This window comes from Pseudomonas allokribbensis (genome assembly GCF_014863605.1).
Lineage (GTDB): Bacteria > Pseudomonadota > Gammaproteobacteria > Pseudomonadales > Pseudomonadaceae > Aquipseudomonas > Aquipseudomonas allokribbensis.
Genome location: NZ_CP062252.1, coordinates 3202583 through 3220722, shown reverse-complemented (window position 1 = coordinate 3220722; position 18140 = coordinate 3202583). Strand labels below are relative to the sequence as shown.

At 59.3% G+C, this 18140-nt stretch carries 14 protein-coding genes; 8 read left to right on the top strand and 6 right to left on the bottom strand.

The genetic code is table 11. The features are described from left to right. Positions 1–9 precede the first annotated feature (9 nt). Both IF199_RS14685 and IF199_RS14680 read right to left on the bottom strand, forming a co-directional pair. Complete coding sequence (locus IF199_RS14685) at positions 10–1464, bottom strand: hypothetical protein (protein WP_192560870.1); 1455 nt, start codon at positions 1462–1464, stop codon at positions 10–12. 546 nt (positions 1465–2010) lie between these two features. Then, positions 2011–3033 carry a zinc-dependent alcohol dehydrogenase family protein gene (locus IF199_RS14680; protein ID WP_192560869.1) on the bottom strand — a complete coding sequence of 341 codons (1023 nt, stop codon included), beginning with the start codon at positions 3031–3033 and terminating at the stop codon, positions 2011–2013. Positions 3034–3303: 270 nt separating this feature from the next. Here IF199_RS14680 and IF199_RS14675 point away from each other — a divergent pair, with 270 nt between their 5' ends. Further along, on the top strand, positions 3304–4218 hold the full coding sequence (locus IF199_RS14675; protein ID WP_085709803.1) for a LysR family transcriptional regulator: 915 nt from the start codon (positions 3304–3306) through the stop codon (positions 4216–4218). A gap of 50 nt (positions 4219–4268) precedes the next feature. Here the strand turns inward: IF199_RS14675 and IF199_RS14670 are convergent, their stop codons facing one another. Continuing rightward, entirely contained in the window at positions 4269–5453 is a 1185-nt protein-coding gene (locus IF199_RS14670; protein ID WP_192560868.1) for a sugar transporter, read from the bottom strand. Positions 5454–5786: 333 nt separating this feature from the next. On the opposite strand from IF199_RS14670, the gene IF199_RS14665 reads away from it, so the two are divergent. The 6 genes from IF199_RS14665 to IF199_RS14640 all read left to right on the top strand — a co-directional run bounded on the left by IF199_RS14665 (position 5787) and on the right by IF199_RS14640 (position 13518). Further along, positions 5787–6446, top strand: a complete 660-nt coding sequence (locus IF199_RS14665) for a hypothetical protein (protein WP_192560867.1) — start codon at positions 5787–5789, stop codon at positions 6444–6446. Between the two features lie 101 nt (positions 6447–6547). Further along, entirely contained in the window at positions 6548–6895 is a 348-nt protein-coding gene (locus IF199_RS14660) for a DUF4190 domain-containing protein (protein ID WP_192560866.1), read from the top strand. A 15-nt stretch (positions 6896–6910) separates the two neighbouring features. Next, positions 6911–7363, top strand: a complete 453-nt coding sequence (locus tag IF199_RS14655; protein WP_096820380.1) for a DUF805 domain-containing protein — start codon at positions 6911–6913, stop codon at positions 7361–7363. A 276-nt stretch (positions 7364–7639) separates the two neighbouring features. Further along, on the top strand, positions 7640–8893 hold the full coding sequence (gene mexE / locus IF199_RS14650) for a multidrug efflux RND transporter periplasmic adaptor subunit MexE (RefSeq protein ID WP_096820379.1): 1254 nt from the start codon (positions 7640–7642) through the stop codon (positions 8891–8893). Positions 8894–8908: 15 nt separating this feature from the next. Further along, entirely contained in the window at positions 8909–12100 is a 3192-nt protein-coding gene (locus IF199_RS14645) for an efflux RND transporter permease subunit (RefSeq protein ID WP_192560865.1), read from the top strand. After that, positions 12097–13518, top strand: a complete 1422-nt coding sequence (locus IF199_RS14640) for an efflux transporter outer membrane subunit (protein ID WP_096820377.1) — start codon at positions 12097–12099, stop codon at positions 13516–13518. The genes IF199_RS14645 and IF199_RS14640 overlap by 4 nt, the downstream gene beginning before the upstream one ends. A gap of 59 nt (positions 13519–13577) precedes the next feature. Here IF199_RS14640 and IF199_RS14635 read toward each other — a convergent pair whose 3' ends face one another. Genes IF199_RS14635 through IF199_RS14625 form a run of 3 tightly spaced genes read right to left on the bottom strand, consistent with a single transcriptional unit; the run spans position 13578 to position 16888 of the window. After that, positions 13578–14558, bottom strand: a complete 981-nt coding sequence (locus IF199_RS14635) for an HlyD family secretion protein (protein ID WP_102619835.1) — start codon at positions 14556–14558, stop codon at positions 13578–13580. Positions 14559–14562: 4 nt separating this feature from the next. Further along, a complete protein-coding gene (locus tag IF199_RS14630; RefSeq protein ID WP_096820375.1) occupies positions 14563–14763 on the bottom strand; it encodes a DUF1656 domain-containing protein in 201 nt (66 codons plus the stop codon). Then, complete coding sequence (locus IF199_RS14625; protein ID WP_192560864.1) at positions 14753–16888, bottom strand: FUSC family protein; 2136 nt, start codon at positions 16886–16888, stop codon at positions 14753–14755. Before IF199_RS14625 ends, IF199_RS14630 begins: the two co-directional genes overlap by 11 nt. A gap of 192 nt (positions 16889–17080) precedes the next feature. On the opposite strand from IF199_RS14625, the gene IF199_RS14620 reads away from it, so the two are divergent. Beyond that, a complete protein-coding gene (locus IF199_RS14620; protein WP_192560863.1) occupies positions 17081–18136 on the top strand; it encodes a tetratricopeptide repeat protein in 1056 nt (351 codons plus the stop codon). Positions 18137–18140 lie beyond the last annotated feature (4 nt).

Below are 18140 nucleotides of genomic sequence, written 5' to 3'. Positions count from 1 at the left end.
CGCTCACGCTCAACCTTCCGCCGTACGGTCGCCTGCGGCAACCTCACGGTCGGCCGGATCCGGGGCGTGCGTTGCTTGATCGGCCATTTGAATGGCGTCCATGGCATACAGCCGACTGATCAGCCGCACGGGCAAACCACTGACATCGGTCATCCATTGCAGAACCTGCTCCGGCGCGTGCAATCCCTGCATCGCACGATGCAGATCCGGCATGGCCACCAGCATGCCCGGATGGCAGGTGCGCAGAAAACGTTCGAGCCCGGCTCCGCCCTCGATGAAAGGCGCGAACAAGAGACAGACCAGTTGCGCTTCATTGAGCCCGAAGCTCTTTTGCAAGGATGAGGAGGCCAACGATCGATGCTCGCTGAGATCGGACAGGTTGCCGAACGTCGCCACAAACCGTTCGCAAATCTGCTCCGGCAGGTTTTTGCGACGCATCACTGCCAGGCAACGCTGCAGGTATTCCGAGACCCCGACTTCATAATCGTGACCGCCGATGTAGTTGGCTTGCAGACCGCTCAGGTAGGCCGCGACCAAGGGATCTGGCGACTCGCCGGCGCCTGGCTCGAACAACAAATCATCTGTCTGAAACCCGAGAAAGTCGCTGAGCAAGGGCCACCGCTCCTCCATCTTGCCCACCACCATGTCATCGATGCCGATGTAATGGGTGCGCCGACAGGCTTCGAACTGACCGAGAGGACGCCACGGCAGCAGATCGGACTCTGCGTGGAGCTCGCGATAGCAGTCGCCCCCCATGCCGTCGAGCAGATTGAACAGCTCTTCGAATCCGGCACCGCGCTTCGGCAGCGCGCCGATGCCGGCCTTCTGGGCGGCGCGATCCAGTCCCTGAAGAAAATTCTCCTGGCTGCGTGCGGAGTCGCTGCTGACCAAGGCATCGACGCCGTTGTTCCAGCGTGCAACCTGCCCGTAGAACTCGGCGGTGGCCAGGTACGCGTCGTCCCAAAGCTCCAGGCTCTCTCCCCAGCGCCGGCGGTGGCCAACCATCAGCAGATTGATGCGATTCGCCTCCCGACCATCATCGGTGAGCGGCGCCTGGTGATTGAAAGGCAAGACCTCCCGATTGTCGATCATCAGCAGTTCGACCCTTGGGTCGTCATACAGAAACAGTGCGCTGAAACTACGGTGCATGTTGTGCAATGCCGAGACCGGTGTGGCGCAACCGCGCAGGGTTGCCACCCGCAACTGAAAAGTGCCCGGAGCCCGTCCGGCGATGCTCAGTTGCGCAGCGCGCATCAGGGCCAGGCTGTAACAGCAATCCCGAGTGCCCGATTGCGTCACCAGCACCTTGAATTCGCCGATTCGATCCATGCCCCCGGCAGCCACCGCCAGTCGCTGAATCAACAGCTGCAATGCCGTGCGTTCTGCACGGGAAAAAAAACTCAGCAATCGTTGCAATACTTGCTGGTAGACATAGTTCATTGCCTGGTCATGGATCGTGCTCATCAGTACTTCACCCGATATCAAAGGTTTTATATTGCGCAACCACGAACGCCGGACGCGCAATCATTCTTCATTAATTAATAGACGCTGAAATGCTAACACTTAAGGTTTTGTAGTTATTTGAAACAGTTGGGCTCGCAATAATTCATGTTTATGGCTCGCGCGCCGCAAGCCCGCGTCTTTACGGGGTTTTCTCGAGAAGGAAGTTTTCCTGGGAAATTTCTTACAATGACCTGCGCATGATGAGCACAAGAAAAAAAGAAGGGATTACGCAACCGCCCTACAGCAATTAAACAAGAATCAAGATATCGACCCTCGACAATCATTTTGTATTGCGCAGGAAAAAGAGAATGCACAGCCATAGCTCATTCCTTGAGATGAAAGTAGTCATTCAATTATCAGGGTCTGGAGGGCGATTAGAAGATACAGATCAAGAGTAAAAACCAGTTCAGTTGCTGAACGTCCCCAGGCGTCGCGCCCAGGGTTTCTCATGGTCTGAAGGATGGAACGCACAAGAGTCCGTGGGGCCACGGACTCTGATCACAACGGTCAGGCAGGTTCGACTTGCAGGGCGACCCGCTCACGGCAAGGGCATTCGTCCATGTAGCGGTGTGCTTCGACAAACTCGTTGAACGGGAAGACCCGGGTCTTGAGCGGAAGCAGCACGCGGTCGGCCGTCAACTGATTGATGTCACGCAGGGCACGTTGCAAGGCGACGTGATCCTGGACGATGCCCAGTTCCGGCTTCCCGGTGAAGTTGCCGATGCAGTGCACGAAGAACTGGATGTTCTTCTGGAACGCTGCGCAGGCCGGGAATGGCGTCTGGTTGCCACCCTGCAGGCCATACAGCACCAGGCTGCCACGAGGTGCCAACACATCTCCAAGCAGCGACATCTGTGGGCCACCGAGACCGTCGAACACGACATTGACGCCACGGTTGTCGGTGATCTTGTTGATCCGCATCAACAGGTCTTCTTCTTCGGTGACGATCACTTTCTCGGCACCGAGGGACAGCAGGTATTCGCGCTCTTCCGCGGTTTTCGTGGCGGCAATCACTCGCACACCCAGCGCCTTGCCCAACTGGACAAAGGACGGACCGGCGCAATGACTGGCGTCAGTGACCAGGGCAAACTGCCCGGGTTTGACGCGTGCCAGATCGACGTAACCGAAATAGGCGATCAACAGCGGCGTGTAATGCACGCTGGCTTCGATCGGGCTCAGCACGTCCGGATAACGGGTCAGCGCCGTACGCGGAAGAACGATCAGTTCGCCATAGACCGGATAGTCATTGGGACTCTCGGCCGGAAAACTCGCCACCTTGTCACCGACAATCAGGTCTTCGACACCGTCGCCAATGGCCGTGACCACACCAGCCATTTCATGACCCAGGCCTGAAGGCAGGCGGGCCTGAGACGACGCAAGGTTCTGACGCCAGAGCGTGTCGTACCAGCTGATGCCGATCGCCTCGACACGCACCTGCACTTCGCCAGGACCTGGCTGAGCGGCCGCATGCTCTTCGCATTTGAGCACCTCGGCCGGACCAAACTTGTGAAAACGGATCGTGCGGGACATCGCAAACCTCGTCAAAGTAACCTCTAATGCCCTGAACTCTATCTGGGCTTTCCAGCCAAGACTATCAGTGGCTATTAATAGTCGACATGCCTGTCATTGATTCCGCAGTATGGCCAGCATTGAGCAAATCCATGAAAAAACTGCTGCCGCCTTCTCAGTAAAGCTGAATTACCCGGTGCAGACTACCAGCCTTTCCCCGTAAGATTCATGCCGGCCATTGTTCTCATATGGTCGCTCTCGTCAAGCTTGATGACTCTGCCAGGACTCCAGATGAATCGTAATGACCTGCGTCGTGTCGACCTGAACCTGTTGATCGTATTCGAAACGCTGATGCACGAACGCAGCGTGACCCGCGCTGCGGAGAAGCTGTTTCTCGGCCAGCCAGCGATCAGCGCGGCGCTTTCGCGCCTGCGCGGACTGTTCGACGATCCGCTATTTGTACGCACCGGGCGCAGCATGGAACCGTCTGCTCGTGCGGTGGAAATCTTCGCCCTGCTCTCGCCTGCCCTGGACTCGATTTCGACAGCGGTCAGCCGCGCGGCCGAATTCGACCCGGCCACCAGCACCTCGGTTTTCCGGATCGGCTTGTCGGACGATGTCGAATTCGCGTTGCTGCCCATGCTGCTCAAGCGCCTGCGGGCCGAGGCGCCCGGGATCGTGCTGGTGGTCCGTCGCGTCAACTACATCTTGATGCCGGGCCTGCTCGCCTCCGGTGAAATCTCGATCGGCGTCAGCTACACCACCGACCTGCCGGCCAACGCCAAGCGCAAAGTCTTGCGCCGCAGCCAGCCAAAACTGTTGCGCGCCGATACGGTGCCGGGGCCATTGAGCCTGGATGACTATTGCGCCCGTCCGCATGCGCTGGTTTCGTTCGCCGGCGACCTCAGTGGCTTTATCGATGAAGAACTGGAAAAGCTCGGGCGCAAACGCCACGTGGTGCTGGCCGTGCCGCAGTTCAACGGTTTGAGCACATTGCTGGCCGGAACCGACATTGTCGCGACGGTACCGGACTACACGGCTGATGCGCTGACGTCTGCGGGCGGTGTGCGCGCGGAAGATCCGCCGTTGCCGACACGTACGTTTGAACTGCACATGGCCTGGCGTGGGTCGCAGGATAACGATCCTGGGGAGCGTTGGTTGCGGTCGCGGATTCAGATGTTTTTTGGGGATCCGGATAGCCTCTGAGAAGCCTTTCCGAAACCGCTTTGCTATCGGCAGCAAAGCGGTTCAAGAACTCAAGCAGAAGCCCCGGGCCGAGCCAGTCGATAGACCGACAGGCAATAAAGCAACAACGCCAACGCCGCCAACATCCCGCCAACGACCCCGATATAAGCGAAGCCGAACTGGCTGCCCACCCAACTCCCCATCAGCGCCCCGCCGCCAATGCCGATGTTGTAGATCCCCGAAAACAGCGCCATCGCCACATCGGTCGCATCAGGCGCCAGCACCAGAACCTTGGACTGCAACGCCAGACCGAACCCCATGATCGCCATTCCCCAGAACAGGCTCAGCGTGCACAGGTACGAAACCTTGCCGCTCAAGGGCAACAGCAACGCCAGGCACAACGCGAGCAACGACACGGCGACGATCAGAAAACGCTGCGGGCTATACCGGTGCAGCCAACTGAACAGCAGGGATCCGAAAATCCCCGCACCGCCGAATAACAGCAGGATGAGCGTTACCGTCTCGCCACTCATGCCCGCCACGACCTGAACGAACGGTTCCACGTAGCTGTAAGCGGTGAAGTGAGCCGTCACGACCATCGCGGTCAGGATATAGATCGCTACGAGTGCAGGTCGCTTCAACAATAAAGGCAAACTTTTGAGCGACCCCGAGTTCTGGCTGGGCAGCAACGGCAAGACCCTGGCCAGCCAGAACACCAACGTAGCCGCCAGCACCGCGATCGCGATAAAGGTGGTTCGCCAGCCCATCGCTTCGCCCAATATCCGGCCGAGGGGAATGCCCAGCACCATCGCCAGGGAAGTGCCGGTTGCCAGCAAGCCCAAGGCCTGGACCTGCTTGCCCGGCGGCGCCAGACGCACGGCCAGAGAAGCCGTGATCGACCAGAACAGCGCATGCGACAACGCCACGCCGATCCGGCTCACCAGCAGGACAGCGAAGCTGGTCGCCAGACTCGACAGGATATGACTGACGATGAACATCGCAAACAGCACGATCAACAGCTTGCGCCGCTCGACGTTGCGCGTCAGCAGCATGATCGGCAGCGACGTCAGCGACACCACCCACGCATAGATGGTCAACATCAAACCGACCTGAGCCGACGTCATGTCGAAGCTGCTGCCGATCGAACTCAACAGCCCGACTGGGACGAACTCGGTGGTGTTGAAGACAAACGCAGCCAGTGCCAGTGCAATGACCGCATACCAATTGCCGCTGGTTGTAGTCGTGGAGTTGTTCATTTATAAGTCGTGCCCATCTGTCGTTTTTACGTACACCAATTGCCGAAAAACCTCAGACGACAGGTGGTTCGCTGGCGACTTTACTATAAAGAAACGGCGACTTGTCCGCCGGGTGGGAAACTCTCGCGCACACTTTCGAGTACACCCCCGCTGCCCTGAACCGCAGCGCGCTTCATTGGCCTGCGTAGCGCAATCAATTGCCATACGGATATCAAGCTCCCGCACTTCTTACTCGCGAGCAGTGTTGCAATTGACCTGACATTCAGCCATGTGGATCTTCCGGCAAACCATTGAAAGCCAGAAATGCCCCCAAGACGTTACAAGGAAGTACTGATGCCCTCGCAACAAAACCACTTCACCAACCGTGCTTTTCGCTCCGTTCGTACCCTGCTTGTCGCCAGTTCCATGCTGCTGGGCAGCGGCTGCGCGATGCTCTCGAACACATTCACGCTCAAGACTGAAATGCCTGCACAATTCAATGTCTACACCACCGCGTATTACAGCGAGCTGTTCGGAGGGATATGCATATTGCCCGACGATTACGCGGGCGATCCGCAGCCTGATAGAAAAGAGTTCTATGCCGATGCCCACGCCACGCCTTTCACTTCCGAGTTCGAGATAGCGGTGAGTCGCAAGGTCGGAGATTGTTTCTTGGTGCTCAGTGGCATTGATTTCAATATCGGCGGTCACTCTGCGACAGACGAAAAAACGATCGACACGTCCTCGGTCGGCCTCAAGGTTGAAACATTCCTTGGGGAGAATGAAAAACCGGCAACACGAATCGATGAGCAAATACTTGCCGTGCGTTGCCATTGGCAAGATCCATCGTCTGATCGTTCCCTCAAGTCCAGTCTCCAGTGCCGAGGGTTGGACGCCAATGGCAACGAACGCAAGGGGCCGGAACTGGGCATGTTGAAAAACAGACAGCTTCAAGGTCTGACGTTGCGCTTGAAGGTCAGTGTGGACGATGAGCCCAGAAACCCTGGCTCATGAGTAATGGCAAAGTGCTTAATGACAAATCCGGTAATAAAGTTTAACTTACCGCCGCCCCGACCGATGGAAGGTCGGGCACTCGCACTCAGTTAAGGAAAACGATGGCAATGGTCTATTGTCGTGCATGCGCCAAGGAGCTACACGAAACGGCGCTCACCTGCCCCCAATGCGGGGCCGCCCAACAGGCCTCAGTGCCGCAAACGCAAGCCGAAATGCCTTGGCTGGCCATCGTTTCGTTGATCCTCGGAATTATCAGCGCACTCACCCTGTTTGATGACTCCGAATGGGACAGGGACGCGATTGTCGGTGTGGGAACTCTCAGCCTCGCGGGCCTCTTTTGCGGCATCGTCTGTATCAACCAAAAACACTCAGGAAGAAACCTCGCGATTGCCGGCATTGTTTTGTCAGGTATTGCCGCGTTTGTGTTGTCCTGTTTATCGATTGAATAATTTTAGGGAAAAAATATGAGCATGGTTTTCTGCCGCGGTTGCGCCAAGGAAATTAGCAGTCTGGCCGTGGCTTGCCCGCAGTGCGGGGCGCCTCAAGCAACACAACAAGTCTATGCAAGTGGCCCCGCCATCACGACGGGTAACCCATACCTCGAAGCATTAAAGAACTACGTTGTGTTTCAGGGCCGCGCCACTCGCCGTGAATACTGGATGTTCATTCTGATCAACCTTGGGGTTTCCATTGTCATCGGCGTTCTCGATGCCATGCTGAACACCAAAGGCATCCTGTACAACCTTTATAGTCTGGCAGTGTTCCTGCCGGCGCTCGCGGTAGGCGTACGCCGCATGCACGACACCGACCGCAGCGGCTGGTGGTTGTTGCTGCCAATCGTCAACATCGTGTTCCTGGCCCAAGACAGCCAGCCGGGCCCGAATCGTTTTGGTCCAAACCGCAAGGGCGTCAACTGAAACACGTCGACACCTAGCTGATCGAGACGGCCCACGTGGCCGTCTCTTTGTTTCTGCAATTCACCTTTGAAAAGGTGTTGCTGCTTTTTTACTTGCCACGCAACACAGTTTTGTCATCATTTCATTTGATAGCCCCCTAACGAAAGGTGCATGCTAGAGGGCTTCGCTCGGTCTTATATCATTCCGAATGATAGTTACCTTCGTGTCATTCGATTCGTTTGCTATCAACCCGCCGAGCATCATCCGCCCATCTTCAATACATTGGCGGATGCATCCATGGAACAATCACTCAAACATTTGCGCTTCCCGTTGGCTCTGTTGGCCGTGATGGTGATGAGCGCCTGCGGCAAAGCTCCAGAGACCGCCGCCGCCATGCCTGCTGCCAAGGTCAGTGTGGCCAAGGTGCTGGAACAACCGGTCAACGAGTGGGACGAATTCACTGGGCGCCTCGAGGCGCCGGAAACCGTTGAAATCCGTCCGCGGGTCTCCGGCCAGATCGACGAAGTCGCCTTCACCGAAGGTGCACTGGTCAAGAAAGGCGACCTGCTGTTCCAGATCGACCCGCGTCCGTTCCAGGCTGAGGTTCGCCGCCTCGAAGCCCTGGTCGCCCAATCCCGCGCCAACGCCACCCGCAGTGAAAACGAAGCTGGCCGTGGTGAGCGCCTGCGTGCCAGCAACGCCATCTCCGCCGAACTGGCTGACTCGCGCACCAGCGCTGCACAAGAAGCACGTGCCGCTGTCGGCGCCCTGCAAGCGCAACTGGATCTGGCCAAACTGAACCTGAGTTTCACCCGCGTAACCTCCCCAATCAGCGGTCGCGTCAGCCGTGCCGAAATCACCGCCGGCAACCTGGTGACTGCCGACACCACTCCGCTGACCAGCGTGGTTTCCACCGACAAGGTCTACGCCTACTTTGACGCCGACGAGCGTGTGTTCCTCAAATACACCCAACTCGCCCGTCAGGGGCAGCGTGGTGCGACCACGCCGGTGTACATGGGTCTGTCCAATGAAGACGGCAACCCGCACCAGGGTCAGATGAACTTCGTCGACAACCAGGTCAACCCGAAGACCGGCACCATCCGTGGTCGCGCCGTGTTCGACAACAGCGACGGCACCTACACCCCGGGCCTGTATGCGCGTCTGAAACTGGTTGGCAGCGGCACCTACAACGCCATGTTGATCAACGACGAAGCGGTCGGCACCGACCTCGGCAAGAAGTTTGTGCTGGTGATGGATGGCGACAACAAGACTGCCTACCGCGCCGTTGAACTCGGTCCGAAGATCGAAGGCCTGCGCATCGTGCGCAGCGGCCTGAACAAGGACGACACGATCATCGTCAAGGGTCTGCAACGGGTTCGTCCTGGCTCTCCGGTCACGCCTGAAGTGATCCCGATGGCCAGCGAGCAGACCATTGCTGCACTGGCTCAACAACGACAAGCGCTGGAAGCCAGCAACCTGCCCAAAGTCGCACCTGCCAAAGGCGCGTCGGGATCGGTTGTAAAACTGGCTGCTGCGACCCCACGCGGTTAAGGGACGACAACTCCGATGAATTTTTCCCAATTCTTCATTTCACGGCCGATCTTCGCAGCGGTTCTTTCGCTGTTGATCCTGATCGCCGGTGCGATCTCGCTGTTCCAACTACCGATCAGCGAATACCCGGAAGTCGTGCCACCCACCGTGGTGGTGCGTGCCAACTTCCCGGGTGCCAACCCTAAAGTCATCGGTGAAACCGTGGCGGCTCCGCTGGAGCAGGCCATCACCGGCGTCGAGAACATGCTGTACATGTCCTCGCAGTCGACTGCTGACGGCAAGATCACCCTGACCATCACCTTCGCCCTGGGCACTGACCTGGACAATGCGCAGGTGCAGGTGCAGAACCGCGTGACCCGGACCGAGCCGAAACTTCCAGAAGAAGTGACGCGCATCGGTATCACCGTCGACAAGGCCTCGCCCGACCTGACCATGGTTGTGCACTTGACCTCGCCGGATAAACGCTACGACATGCTGTACCTGTCCAACTACGCGATCCTCAACATCAAGGATGAGCTCGCTCGCCTCGGTGGTGTCGGTGATGTGCAGCTGTTCGGTATGGGCGATTACTCGCTGCGTGTATGGCTCGACCCGAACAAAACTGCTTCGCGCAATCTGACCGCGACTGATGTGGTTACCGCGATTCGTGAGCAGAACCGTCAGGTGGCCGCCGGCCAACTGGGCGCCCCCCCTGCCCCGAATGCCCAGAGCTTCCAGCTGTCGGTCAACACTCAGGGCCGTCTGGTCTCCGAGGAAGAGTTCGAGAACATCATCATTCGCGCAGGCGACAACGGTGAAATCACGCGCCTGAAGGACATCGCACGCGTTGAACTGGGTTCCAGCCAATACGCCCTGCGTTCGTTGCTGAACAACCAGCCTGCCGTAGCGATCCCGATCTTCCAGCGCCCGGGCTCCAACGCCATCGAAATCTCGAACGAAGTTCGCGGCAAGATGGAAGAGCTGAAGAAAAGCTTCCCGCAAGGCATGGACTACAGCATCGTCTATGACCCGACGATCTTCGTGCGCGGCTCCATCGAGGCGGTGGTTCACACCCTCTTCGAAGCGCTGATCCTCGTGGTTCTGGTGGTGATCCTGTTCCTGCAGACCTGGCGCGCCTCGATCATTCCGTTGGTGGCGGTGCCGGTATCGTTGATCGGTACGTTTGCAGTGATGCACCTGTTCGGCTTCTCGCTCAACGCCCTGTCCCTTTTCGGCCTGGTACTGGCGATCGGTATCGTGGTGGACGACGCCATCGTGGTGGTGGAGAACGTCGAGCGGAACATTGAACTGGGACTCAACCCCTTCGATGCGACCAAAAAGGCCATGGGTGAAGTGACCGGTCCGATCATTGCCACGGCGCTGGTGCTGTGTGCGGTGTTTGTACCCGCTGCATTCATCTCGGGCCTCACCGGTCAGTTCTACAAGCAGTTCGCCTTGACCATCGCGATCTCGACAGTGATCTCGGCCTTCAACTCGCTGACCCTGTCGCCAGCGCTGGCCGCTGTGTTGCTCAAAGGCCACGACGCACCGAAAGACCGCTTCTCCAAAGTGCTGGACAAGATCTTCGGTGGCTGGCTGTTCCGTCCGTTCAACCGCTTCTTCGACCGCGCCAGCCATGGCTACGTCGGCACCGTGCGCCGGGTTATCCGTGGCAGCGGCATCGCCCTCTTCCTGTACGCAGGCCTGATGGTGCTGACCTTCTTCGGTTTCTCCAGCACCCCGACCGGTTTCGTACCCGGCCAGGACAAGCAATACCTGGTGGCCTTCGCGCAATTGCCGGACGCCGCGAGCCTGGACCGCACCGAAGACGTGATCAAGCGCATGTCCGACCTGGCACTGAAACAGCCAGGCGTGGAAAGCGCCGTAGCGTTCCCGGGCCTGTCGATCAACGGCTTCACCAACAGCCCGAACGCCGGCATCGTGTTCGTGACCCTCAAACCGTTCGACGAGCGTAAAGACCCGAGCATGTCCGCCGGTGCGATTGCCGGTGCCTTGAACGGCAAGTACGCCGGGATCCAGGAAGCCTACATGGCGATCTTCCCGCCGCCGCCGGTACAAGGTCTGGGCACCATCGGTGGTTTCCGCCTGCAAATCGAAGACCGGGGCAACCTGGGCTACGACGAGCTGTACAAGGAAACCATGAATATCATCACCAAGAGCCACAGCGTGCCTGAACTGGCCGGGCTGTTCACCAGCTACACCGTGAACGTGCCGCAGGTCGATGCTGCCATCGACCGCGAAAAAGCCAAGACCCACGGCGTGGCCGTCAGCGACATCTTCGACACCCTGCAGATCTACCTGGGTTCGCTGTATGCCAACGACTTCAACCGCTTCGGTCGCACCTATCAGGTCAACGTTCAGGCTGAACAGCAGTTCCGCCTCGAATCCGACCAGATCGGCCAGCTGAAAGTACGCAACAACAAGGGCGAAATGATCCCGTTGGCGACCTTCATCAAGGTCAGCGACACCTCGGGTCCGGATCGCGTGATGCACTACAACGGCTTCATCACCGCTGAAATCAACGGTGCAGCAGCCCCAGGCTACAGCTCCGGCCAGGCCGAAAAAGCCATCGAGAAACTGCTCAAGGATGAACTTCCGAACGGCATGACCTACGAGTGGACCGACCTGACCTACCAGCAGATTCTGTCCGGCAACACCGCGCTGTTCGTGTTCCCGCTCTGCGTACTGCTGGCGTTCCTGGTGCTCGCGGCTCAATACGAAAGCTGGAGCCTGCCACTGGCAGTGATCCTGATCGTACCGATGACCCTGCTGTCGGCCATTACCGGTGTGATCATCTCCGGCGGTGACAACAACATCTTCACCCAGATCGGCCTGATCGTACTGGTGGGCCTGGCGTGCAAGAACGCGATTCTGATCGTCGAGTTCGCCAAGGACAAACAGCAAGAAGGTCTCGACCCGCTGGCCGCTGTACTGGAAGCCTGCCGTCTGCGTCTGCGGCCGATCCTGATGACCTCGTTCGCGTTCATCATGGGTGTGGTGCCACTGGTGTTCTCCAGCGGTGCCGGTGCAGAGATGCGTCATGCCATGGGTGTGGCGGTGTTCTCCGGGATGCTCGGCGTGACCTTCTTCGGTCTGCTGCTGACGCCAGTGTTCTATGTGCTGATCCGCAACTTCGTGGAACGTGGCGAAGCCCGCAAAGCGGCCAAGGCGCACAATCTTCAAAAGCCACTGGAGGCGCACCAATGAGTCTGAAAGTCTTCCTGCCGAGCCTGCTGGTACTGGCCTTGAGCGCCTGTGCAGTCGGTCCCGACTACAAGACCCCAGCCACGGAGGCGGCCAACATCACGGCCGCCACCGACGGCGCCGCCGGCCAGAAGAACTTTGACCGTTCGAAGTTCGAAGGCATCTGGTGGCAGCAGTTCGACGATCCGACCCTCAACCAGTTGGTGACTCAATCGCTGCAAGGGAACCGCCAACTGCGCGTGGCGTTCGCCCGCTGGAAAGCTGCACGGGCGATCCGCGACGACGTCAGCAATGACGCCATGCCGACCATCACCAGCCGTGCCAGCAGCGATCTGGCCAAGGGTCAGATTCCCGGCCAGACCACCAAGCGGGTCAACAGCGAACGCTATGACCTGGGTCTGGACATGGCCTGGGAAATCGATCTGTTTGGCCGCATCCAGCGCAATCTGGAAGCCAGCGACGCTGACCAGCAGGCTGCCGAAGCCGATCTGTACCAGCTGCAAGTCACCATGATTGCCGAACTGGTGGACGCTTACGGTCAACTGCGCGGTGCACAACTGCGGGAAAAGATCGCCGTGGCCAACCTGGAGAACCAACAGGAGTCGCGCAAGATCACCATCAGCCTGCGTGACGCCGGCGTTGGCGACCAGCTCGATGTCGAACGTGCCGATGCGCGTCTGGCATCGGTCGAAGCCAGCGTGCCGCAATTGCAGGCCGAACAGGTTCGCCAGAAAAACCGCATTGCTACCCTGTTGGGCGAGCGTCCGGACAAGCTGACCGTCGACCTGAGCCCGAAAGACTTGCCAGCCATCGCCAAGGCATTGCCGATCGGCAATCCAGGCGAACTGCTGCAACGTCGCCCGGACATTCTCAGCGCCGAACGCAAACTGGCTTCCGCCACGGCACGTATCGGTGTGGCCAAGGCCGACCTGTTCCCACGGGTCAGCCTCAGCGGTTTCCTTGGCTGGACGGCCGGGCGTGGTTCGCAGATCGGTTCCTCGGCGGCCAACGCCTGGGCACTGGGCCCGAGCATCACCTGGGCGGCGTTCGACCTTGGCAGCGTGCGGGCCCGTTTGCGCGGTGCCGACGCCGATGCCGAAGGCGCACTGGCGACCTACGAGCAGCAAGTGCTGCTGGCTCTGGAAGAATCGGAAAACGCTTTCAGCGATTACGGCAAACGCCAGCAACGGTTGATCTCGCTGATCCGCCAGAGCGAATCAAGTCGCAAGGCTGCCGATCTGGCTGAAATCCGCTATCGCGAAGGCACCACGGATTTCCTCGTGCTGCTCGACGCCCAGCGTGAGCGTTTGAACGCCGAAGACAGTCAGGCCCAGGCCGAAGTCGATCTGTATCGCGGCATCGTCGCGATCTACAAGGCCCTCGGCGGCGGCTGGCAGCCAGAAACGGTTGCCAGCAAGTAACAGTTTTTTAAAGAGCTCCTTTGGTTGGCCGCAACCAACCAAATTCTTTGCCCCGCGTATCATTCGGTCGCGGGGCTTTTTTGTGCCTGTCTTTCATGGTTCTCCAGCACCGTGACGGTGGCGGTGGTGCCTGCCCTCAATCGGTCCTTGCCCGCGTAATCCGGGTCGATGCCGATCCGCACCGGCACCCGCTGTGCAAGCTTTACCCACGTGTAGCTGGGGTTGATGTTGGCCAGCAATCGACTGCCCGGTGCGTTTTCCCGATCGGCAATGGCGAAGGCGATGCTTTGCACCGTGCCGCCAAACTTTTCGCCGCTCATCAATTCAATCCGCACGCGATCACCCTCCTCGATCCTTGGCAGTTTGGTTTCCTCGAAATAGCCACTGACATAGAACGAGTCGCTGTCGACCAGTGCCAGCAACGCTCCGCCGGCCACCGCGTAATCCCCCTGACGGGTCAACAGGTTGGTGACATAGCCGCTGACCGGCGATTCGACACGGGTGCGCTGCAAGTCCAGCTCGGCCTGAGTCAGTGCTGCAATCGCCAATTGCACGTTGGCTTGTGCCAGACCCAGATTGGCCTGGTTGCGCAGCAGATCAGCCTGGGCCACGGCCACTTCGGTACTGGATTTTTCCCATTCTTCCCCGGAAATCGCAAAGCCCTGCTTGAGCGTGCGCCTGCGCCGTTCTTCGCTCTCGCGTTGCTTGAGCAAGGCCTCGCTGGCGACGATGGCGGCCCGGGATTGGCCGAGCGTGGCCCTGGCCACTTCGACCGAACGCCTGGCATGTTCAACCGCCAGGCTGTAGCGAGCCGGATCGATCTCCAGCAGCAATTGGCCCTTGTCGACATGCTGGTTGTCCTGCACCGCCAGACTGACGATACGCCCCGAGACATCCGCCGACAGGGTCACGACATCCGCCCTCACCCGCGCATCCCGTGTCCATGGGGCTCGGGTGTAATGCTCCCAGGCGAACCAGCCGAGCACGATTGCCAGCAACACCACTGCCAATGTCGTCAATCGAGTGAGCAACGTCTTCAAGGCATCAGGCTCCCATCAACAAAATCAATGTGGCGCAAACACAGGCGTACAACGCCCCTTCGAACAGCGCTTCATGCCAGACCAGACGCAGCACGCCGAGGCGGCGCAATACCCAGTCCAGCAATAGAAAGACCGGGATGGCCAGAATCAGGGCCTGAGCAATGGGTGGCAGGTAGACGCCACCGACCTCGAAATCAATGGGCAAGGGCCGGTACTCCTTCAGGGACGTTGTGTTGCAGATACTCACCGTGACGCTCAAGAAACGAGACGACGATCAACAAAGCAACGCGCATACGAAACACGGACCACAGGTGTTCATGCGTCGCGGCATGCAGGTCATCCAACTGATCACCGAGCGCGTGCAGCGTCGTCAGCAAGGCTGGCAGGTGCACATCCGGACGGCCAGCGACAAAGCGGCCGGTCTGGCGCAAGGCGGCCATCAGTTGCTGGCCGAAAGCGTCCGTGAGCAAGGCGTTGCCCTGCACCTGTTGCCTGAGCTGGTGGATGGCCACGCCGAGTGCCACACAGGCAAGACTGATTTCATATCGTCGTTGCATGTCCGGATCATTGGCTGCCGGCAACAGCCCCAGCATGGTTGTCAGGCGATCGACCATGCGGCTTTCGAACGTGAATTGCTGTTCGTCTGTAGCGGGCACTTTCGTCAGTTGATACACCTGCTCCCGCGCTTCGTTGTAGAACCGGCGGATTCGCAACACCGGACGGAACGGAAAGATCCAGGCATAGACGATCAGGGCCAGCATCGCCGCACTGACGTAGGCACCGGCAAACTCGAACCATTGGATGGCGGTGTTCTGCCCGGTGCCGACGTTCTGTGGACCGAGCATCAGGAAACTCGACAATCCCAGCCCCATGCCGATGCCCGCCGTGGCCGGGCTGGCCAGTCCGACCGCAATCACATAGAGCAGAGGTGCCAGCAACAGCGCCAGCCATTCGAAGTCGTTGACCGCCGGCACCAGCATGAACTGATACAGCGCCGAAACCACCAGTGCCAGGCCCAATCCCCGGGCGTAGCTCTGTGCGGCGATCAAGGGGCGCGGGAACGTTGCCATCAGTGAACACAGAATTCCCACCAGAATCATTCCACCACGTGCACCGTCCCACGCCGTTTCGATCCAGATCAGCCCCGCCACCAGTAATGCGCTGAAGGCCCGGATGGCGTTCATGGCTGCCAGGGTGAAATCCAGGTGCAGCGGACTGGACTGGCCGCGAAACATGCAACTGGCCTCCCGTCCTTCCTGTATCGCTTCGCTCAGTTCGAGGATCTGCTCCAGTTGTTGCAACAGCCGCGCCTGCTCCCAACGCAGCGCCCATGCCAGCGAACGCAAGGTGGCGCTCATGTCTTCGGTCAACTGTTCGGCCCTGTAGGCCAGCGCTTCGAATTGTTGCTGAAGGACAACCAGTTGGTGCCGCATGTCTTCCGGCAGTGAACGCCCGTACTGTGCCAATTGATCGAGAAACGCCAGCTCATCGGCACGCAAACGCTGGACCTCGAGCGGCAGATCGCCGTCCCAGCGCGCGGTCAGCAACTGGCGCTGATGACGCAGGGCTGTCAGGCGCGATGTCAGCAGCATCAGTTGATTGCCCAGCATCAACACCAGGTTGTTGGCACTGCGCAGGCGCGGGGCATCGAAATACAGATGGCGACGCAAGCCTTCCAGGGCGCTGATTTCTCCAAGCAATTGCATTTGCCGGCGCTGGAATTCAGCTTCGCTTTCTTCGGTACGAATCACTGCGGCGGCATGGGTGGCGACCAGTTTGATGACCTGATCGACTTTGGCGAAGTAGTTGCGCGAAACCGCCTCGGGGCGGGCCGTGAGCAAGCTGACAACACAGACGCAGGCCACCGCCAGCAAGGTTTCAGTGACCCGGGTGACCGCCAGCAGAAAGGTGCCGTCCTGATCCGGGATTGCCAGCAGCGCCACCACCACGGCGGTGTAGCCACTGAGCACGAACGCCTGGGAACTGGTGTAGCGCAGTAACGTGCCGCCAGCCGTGCACAGGGCCAGCCACAGCGCCAGGGTTGTGATGAATGGCAAAGGCGCCTGAGGAAAAATCGCCATGATCAGCACCGCCACCGCAGCGCCAAGGGTAGTGCCGATGACCTGGCCGAAACTGCGGGCCAACGCCATCCCGGCCAGTGGCTGACTGATGATGACCACGGCCATGATCGACCACTTGGGTTGATCCAGATCGAACAGGAACGCCAGGTATAACGTCAGCAGTCCGGCCGCAATGGTGCGCAGACCAAACAGCAGCACTGCCTGACCGGGGTGGATCACGGCCTTGAAATAATTGAACAGGGCTTGCATGAATGCGCTCGTCAAAGGAACTTCACCAAGCGTAGTCACTGCATCGAGAGCTAGCCGGCTTCCGGGGCCGACAGATGTTGTAGGGCTATTCATCAATGGTGGTCGGTCATATCGGGCACAGTGTTTGACTCACGGCTTCAGCTGACCGAAGCTTGCCCCCTCTGCGTCAATATAAAAGCTTCGGATACCTGCATGCCTCAGTCCCGCCGCTACTTGTTCATCAGTCTTGGCCTCGTGCTTGTCCTCCTGGTTGGATGGCTGTCCCTGCGCAGCACCGCGCCCGTGGTGCCGGAGGCCATCAAGCATGGTTTCAGTGAAGCGCTGGCCGCCGCACGAGCCGGTCAACCGGGCGCGGCGCGGGTTTTGTACCAACAGCTGGGGCGTCCGGACCTGTCGGTCAAGCGGCGTGTCTGGCTGCACGCCGAACTGCCGAACTACCCGAGCCCGCAAGCGTTGAAACTGGCCGATGCCGATCTGCAGAACGAATCCCCGGATGTACGAATGGCGGCGATCAGGAGCGTGACCGGCCTGGTGCCGGGCGGCCAGCGCAGTCTGTTGCTCGGCCCGTTGCTCGATGATGAGGATCAGGACGTTCGATTTACCGCGATCAACGCTCTGCTCGGCTTGTCCCCCGATCAGTTGGGCCTGTATTTCGCGCCGTTGCAGCAAGGCATCGACGTGTGGGAGCAGGCACTCAAGAGCCAGCCGGAAAGCGCCGCCAACTACGCGCAACTGGCACGTCTGTATCTGCACAATGCCGAGCTCAAGCAGGCACAGGATGCCCTTGAGCAAACCCTGCGCCTGGATCCCGCCAACCTGCCGGCGCTGGTGATGCAGATCGAAGTGCTCGACCGTCAGGGCCAGAGTGACGCCGCCCGGCAATTGCTGGCTCGCCAATTGAAGGCCCAACCCGACTCTGCTTATCTGCAACATGCGCTGGGCCTGTGGCTGCTACATCACGATCAGCGCGAATTCGCCCTGCTCGGCCTGTCCAAAGCCGTGGAGCTGGAGCCCGACAACAAAGACTATCGCTACGACCTCGCCACCACCCTGCACAGCGCCGAGGAACTGGAAGCGGCGCAGAAACAGTTGCAGGAAATCGTCCAGCGCCACCCCGCCGACCGCAAGGCCCGCGTGCTGCTGATCAATTACTGGAAGGAAAGTGGCCAATTGCAGAACGTGCAGGTTCTGCTGGCCCAACTCGAACAGATGAATCCGGACGATCCGTCGTTGCAGCAAGGTCTTTGAACGA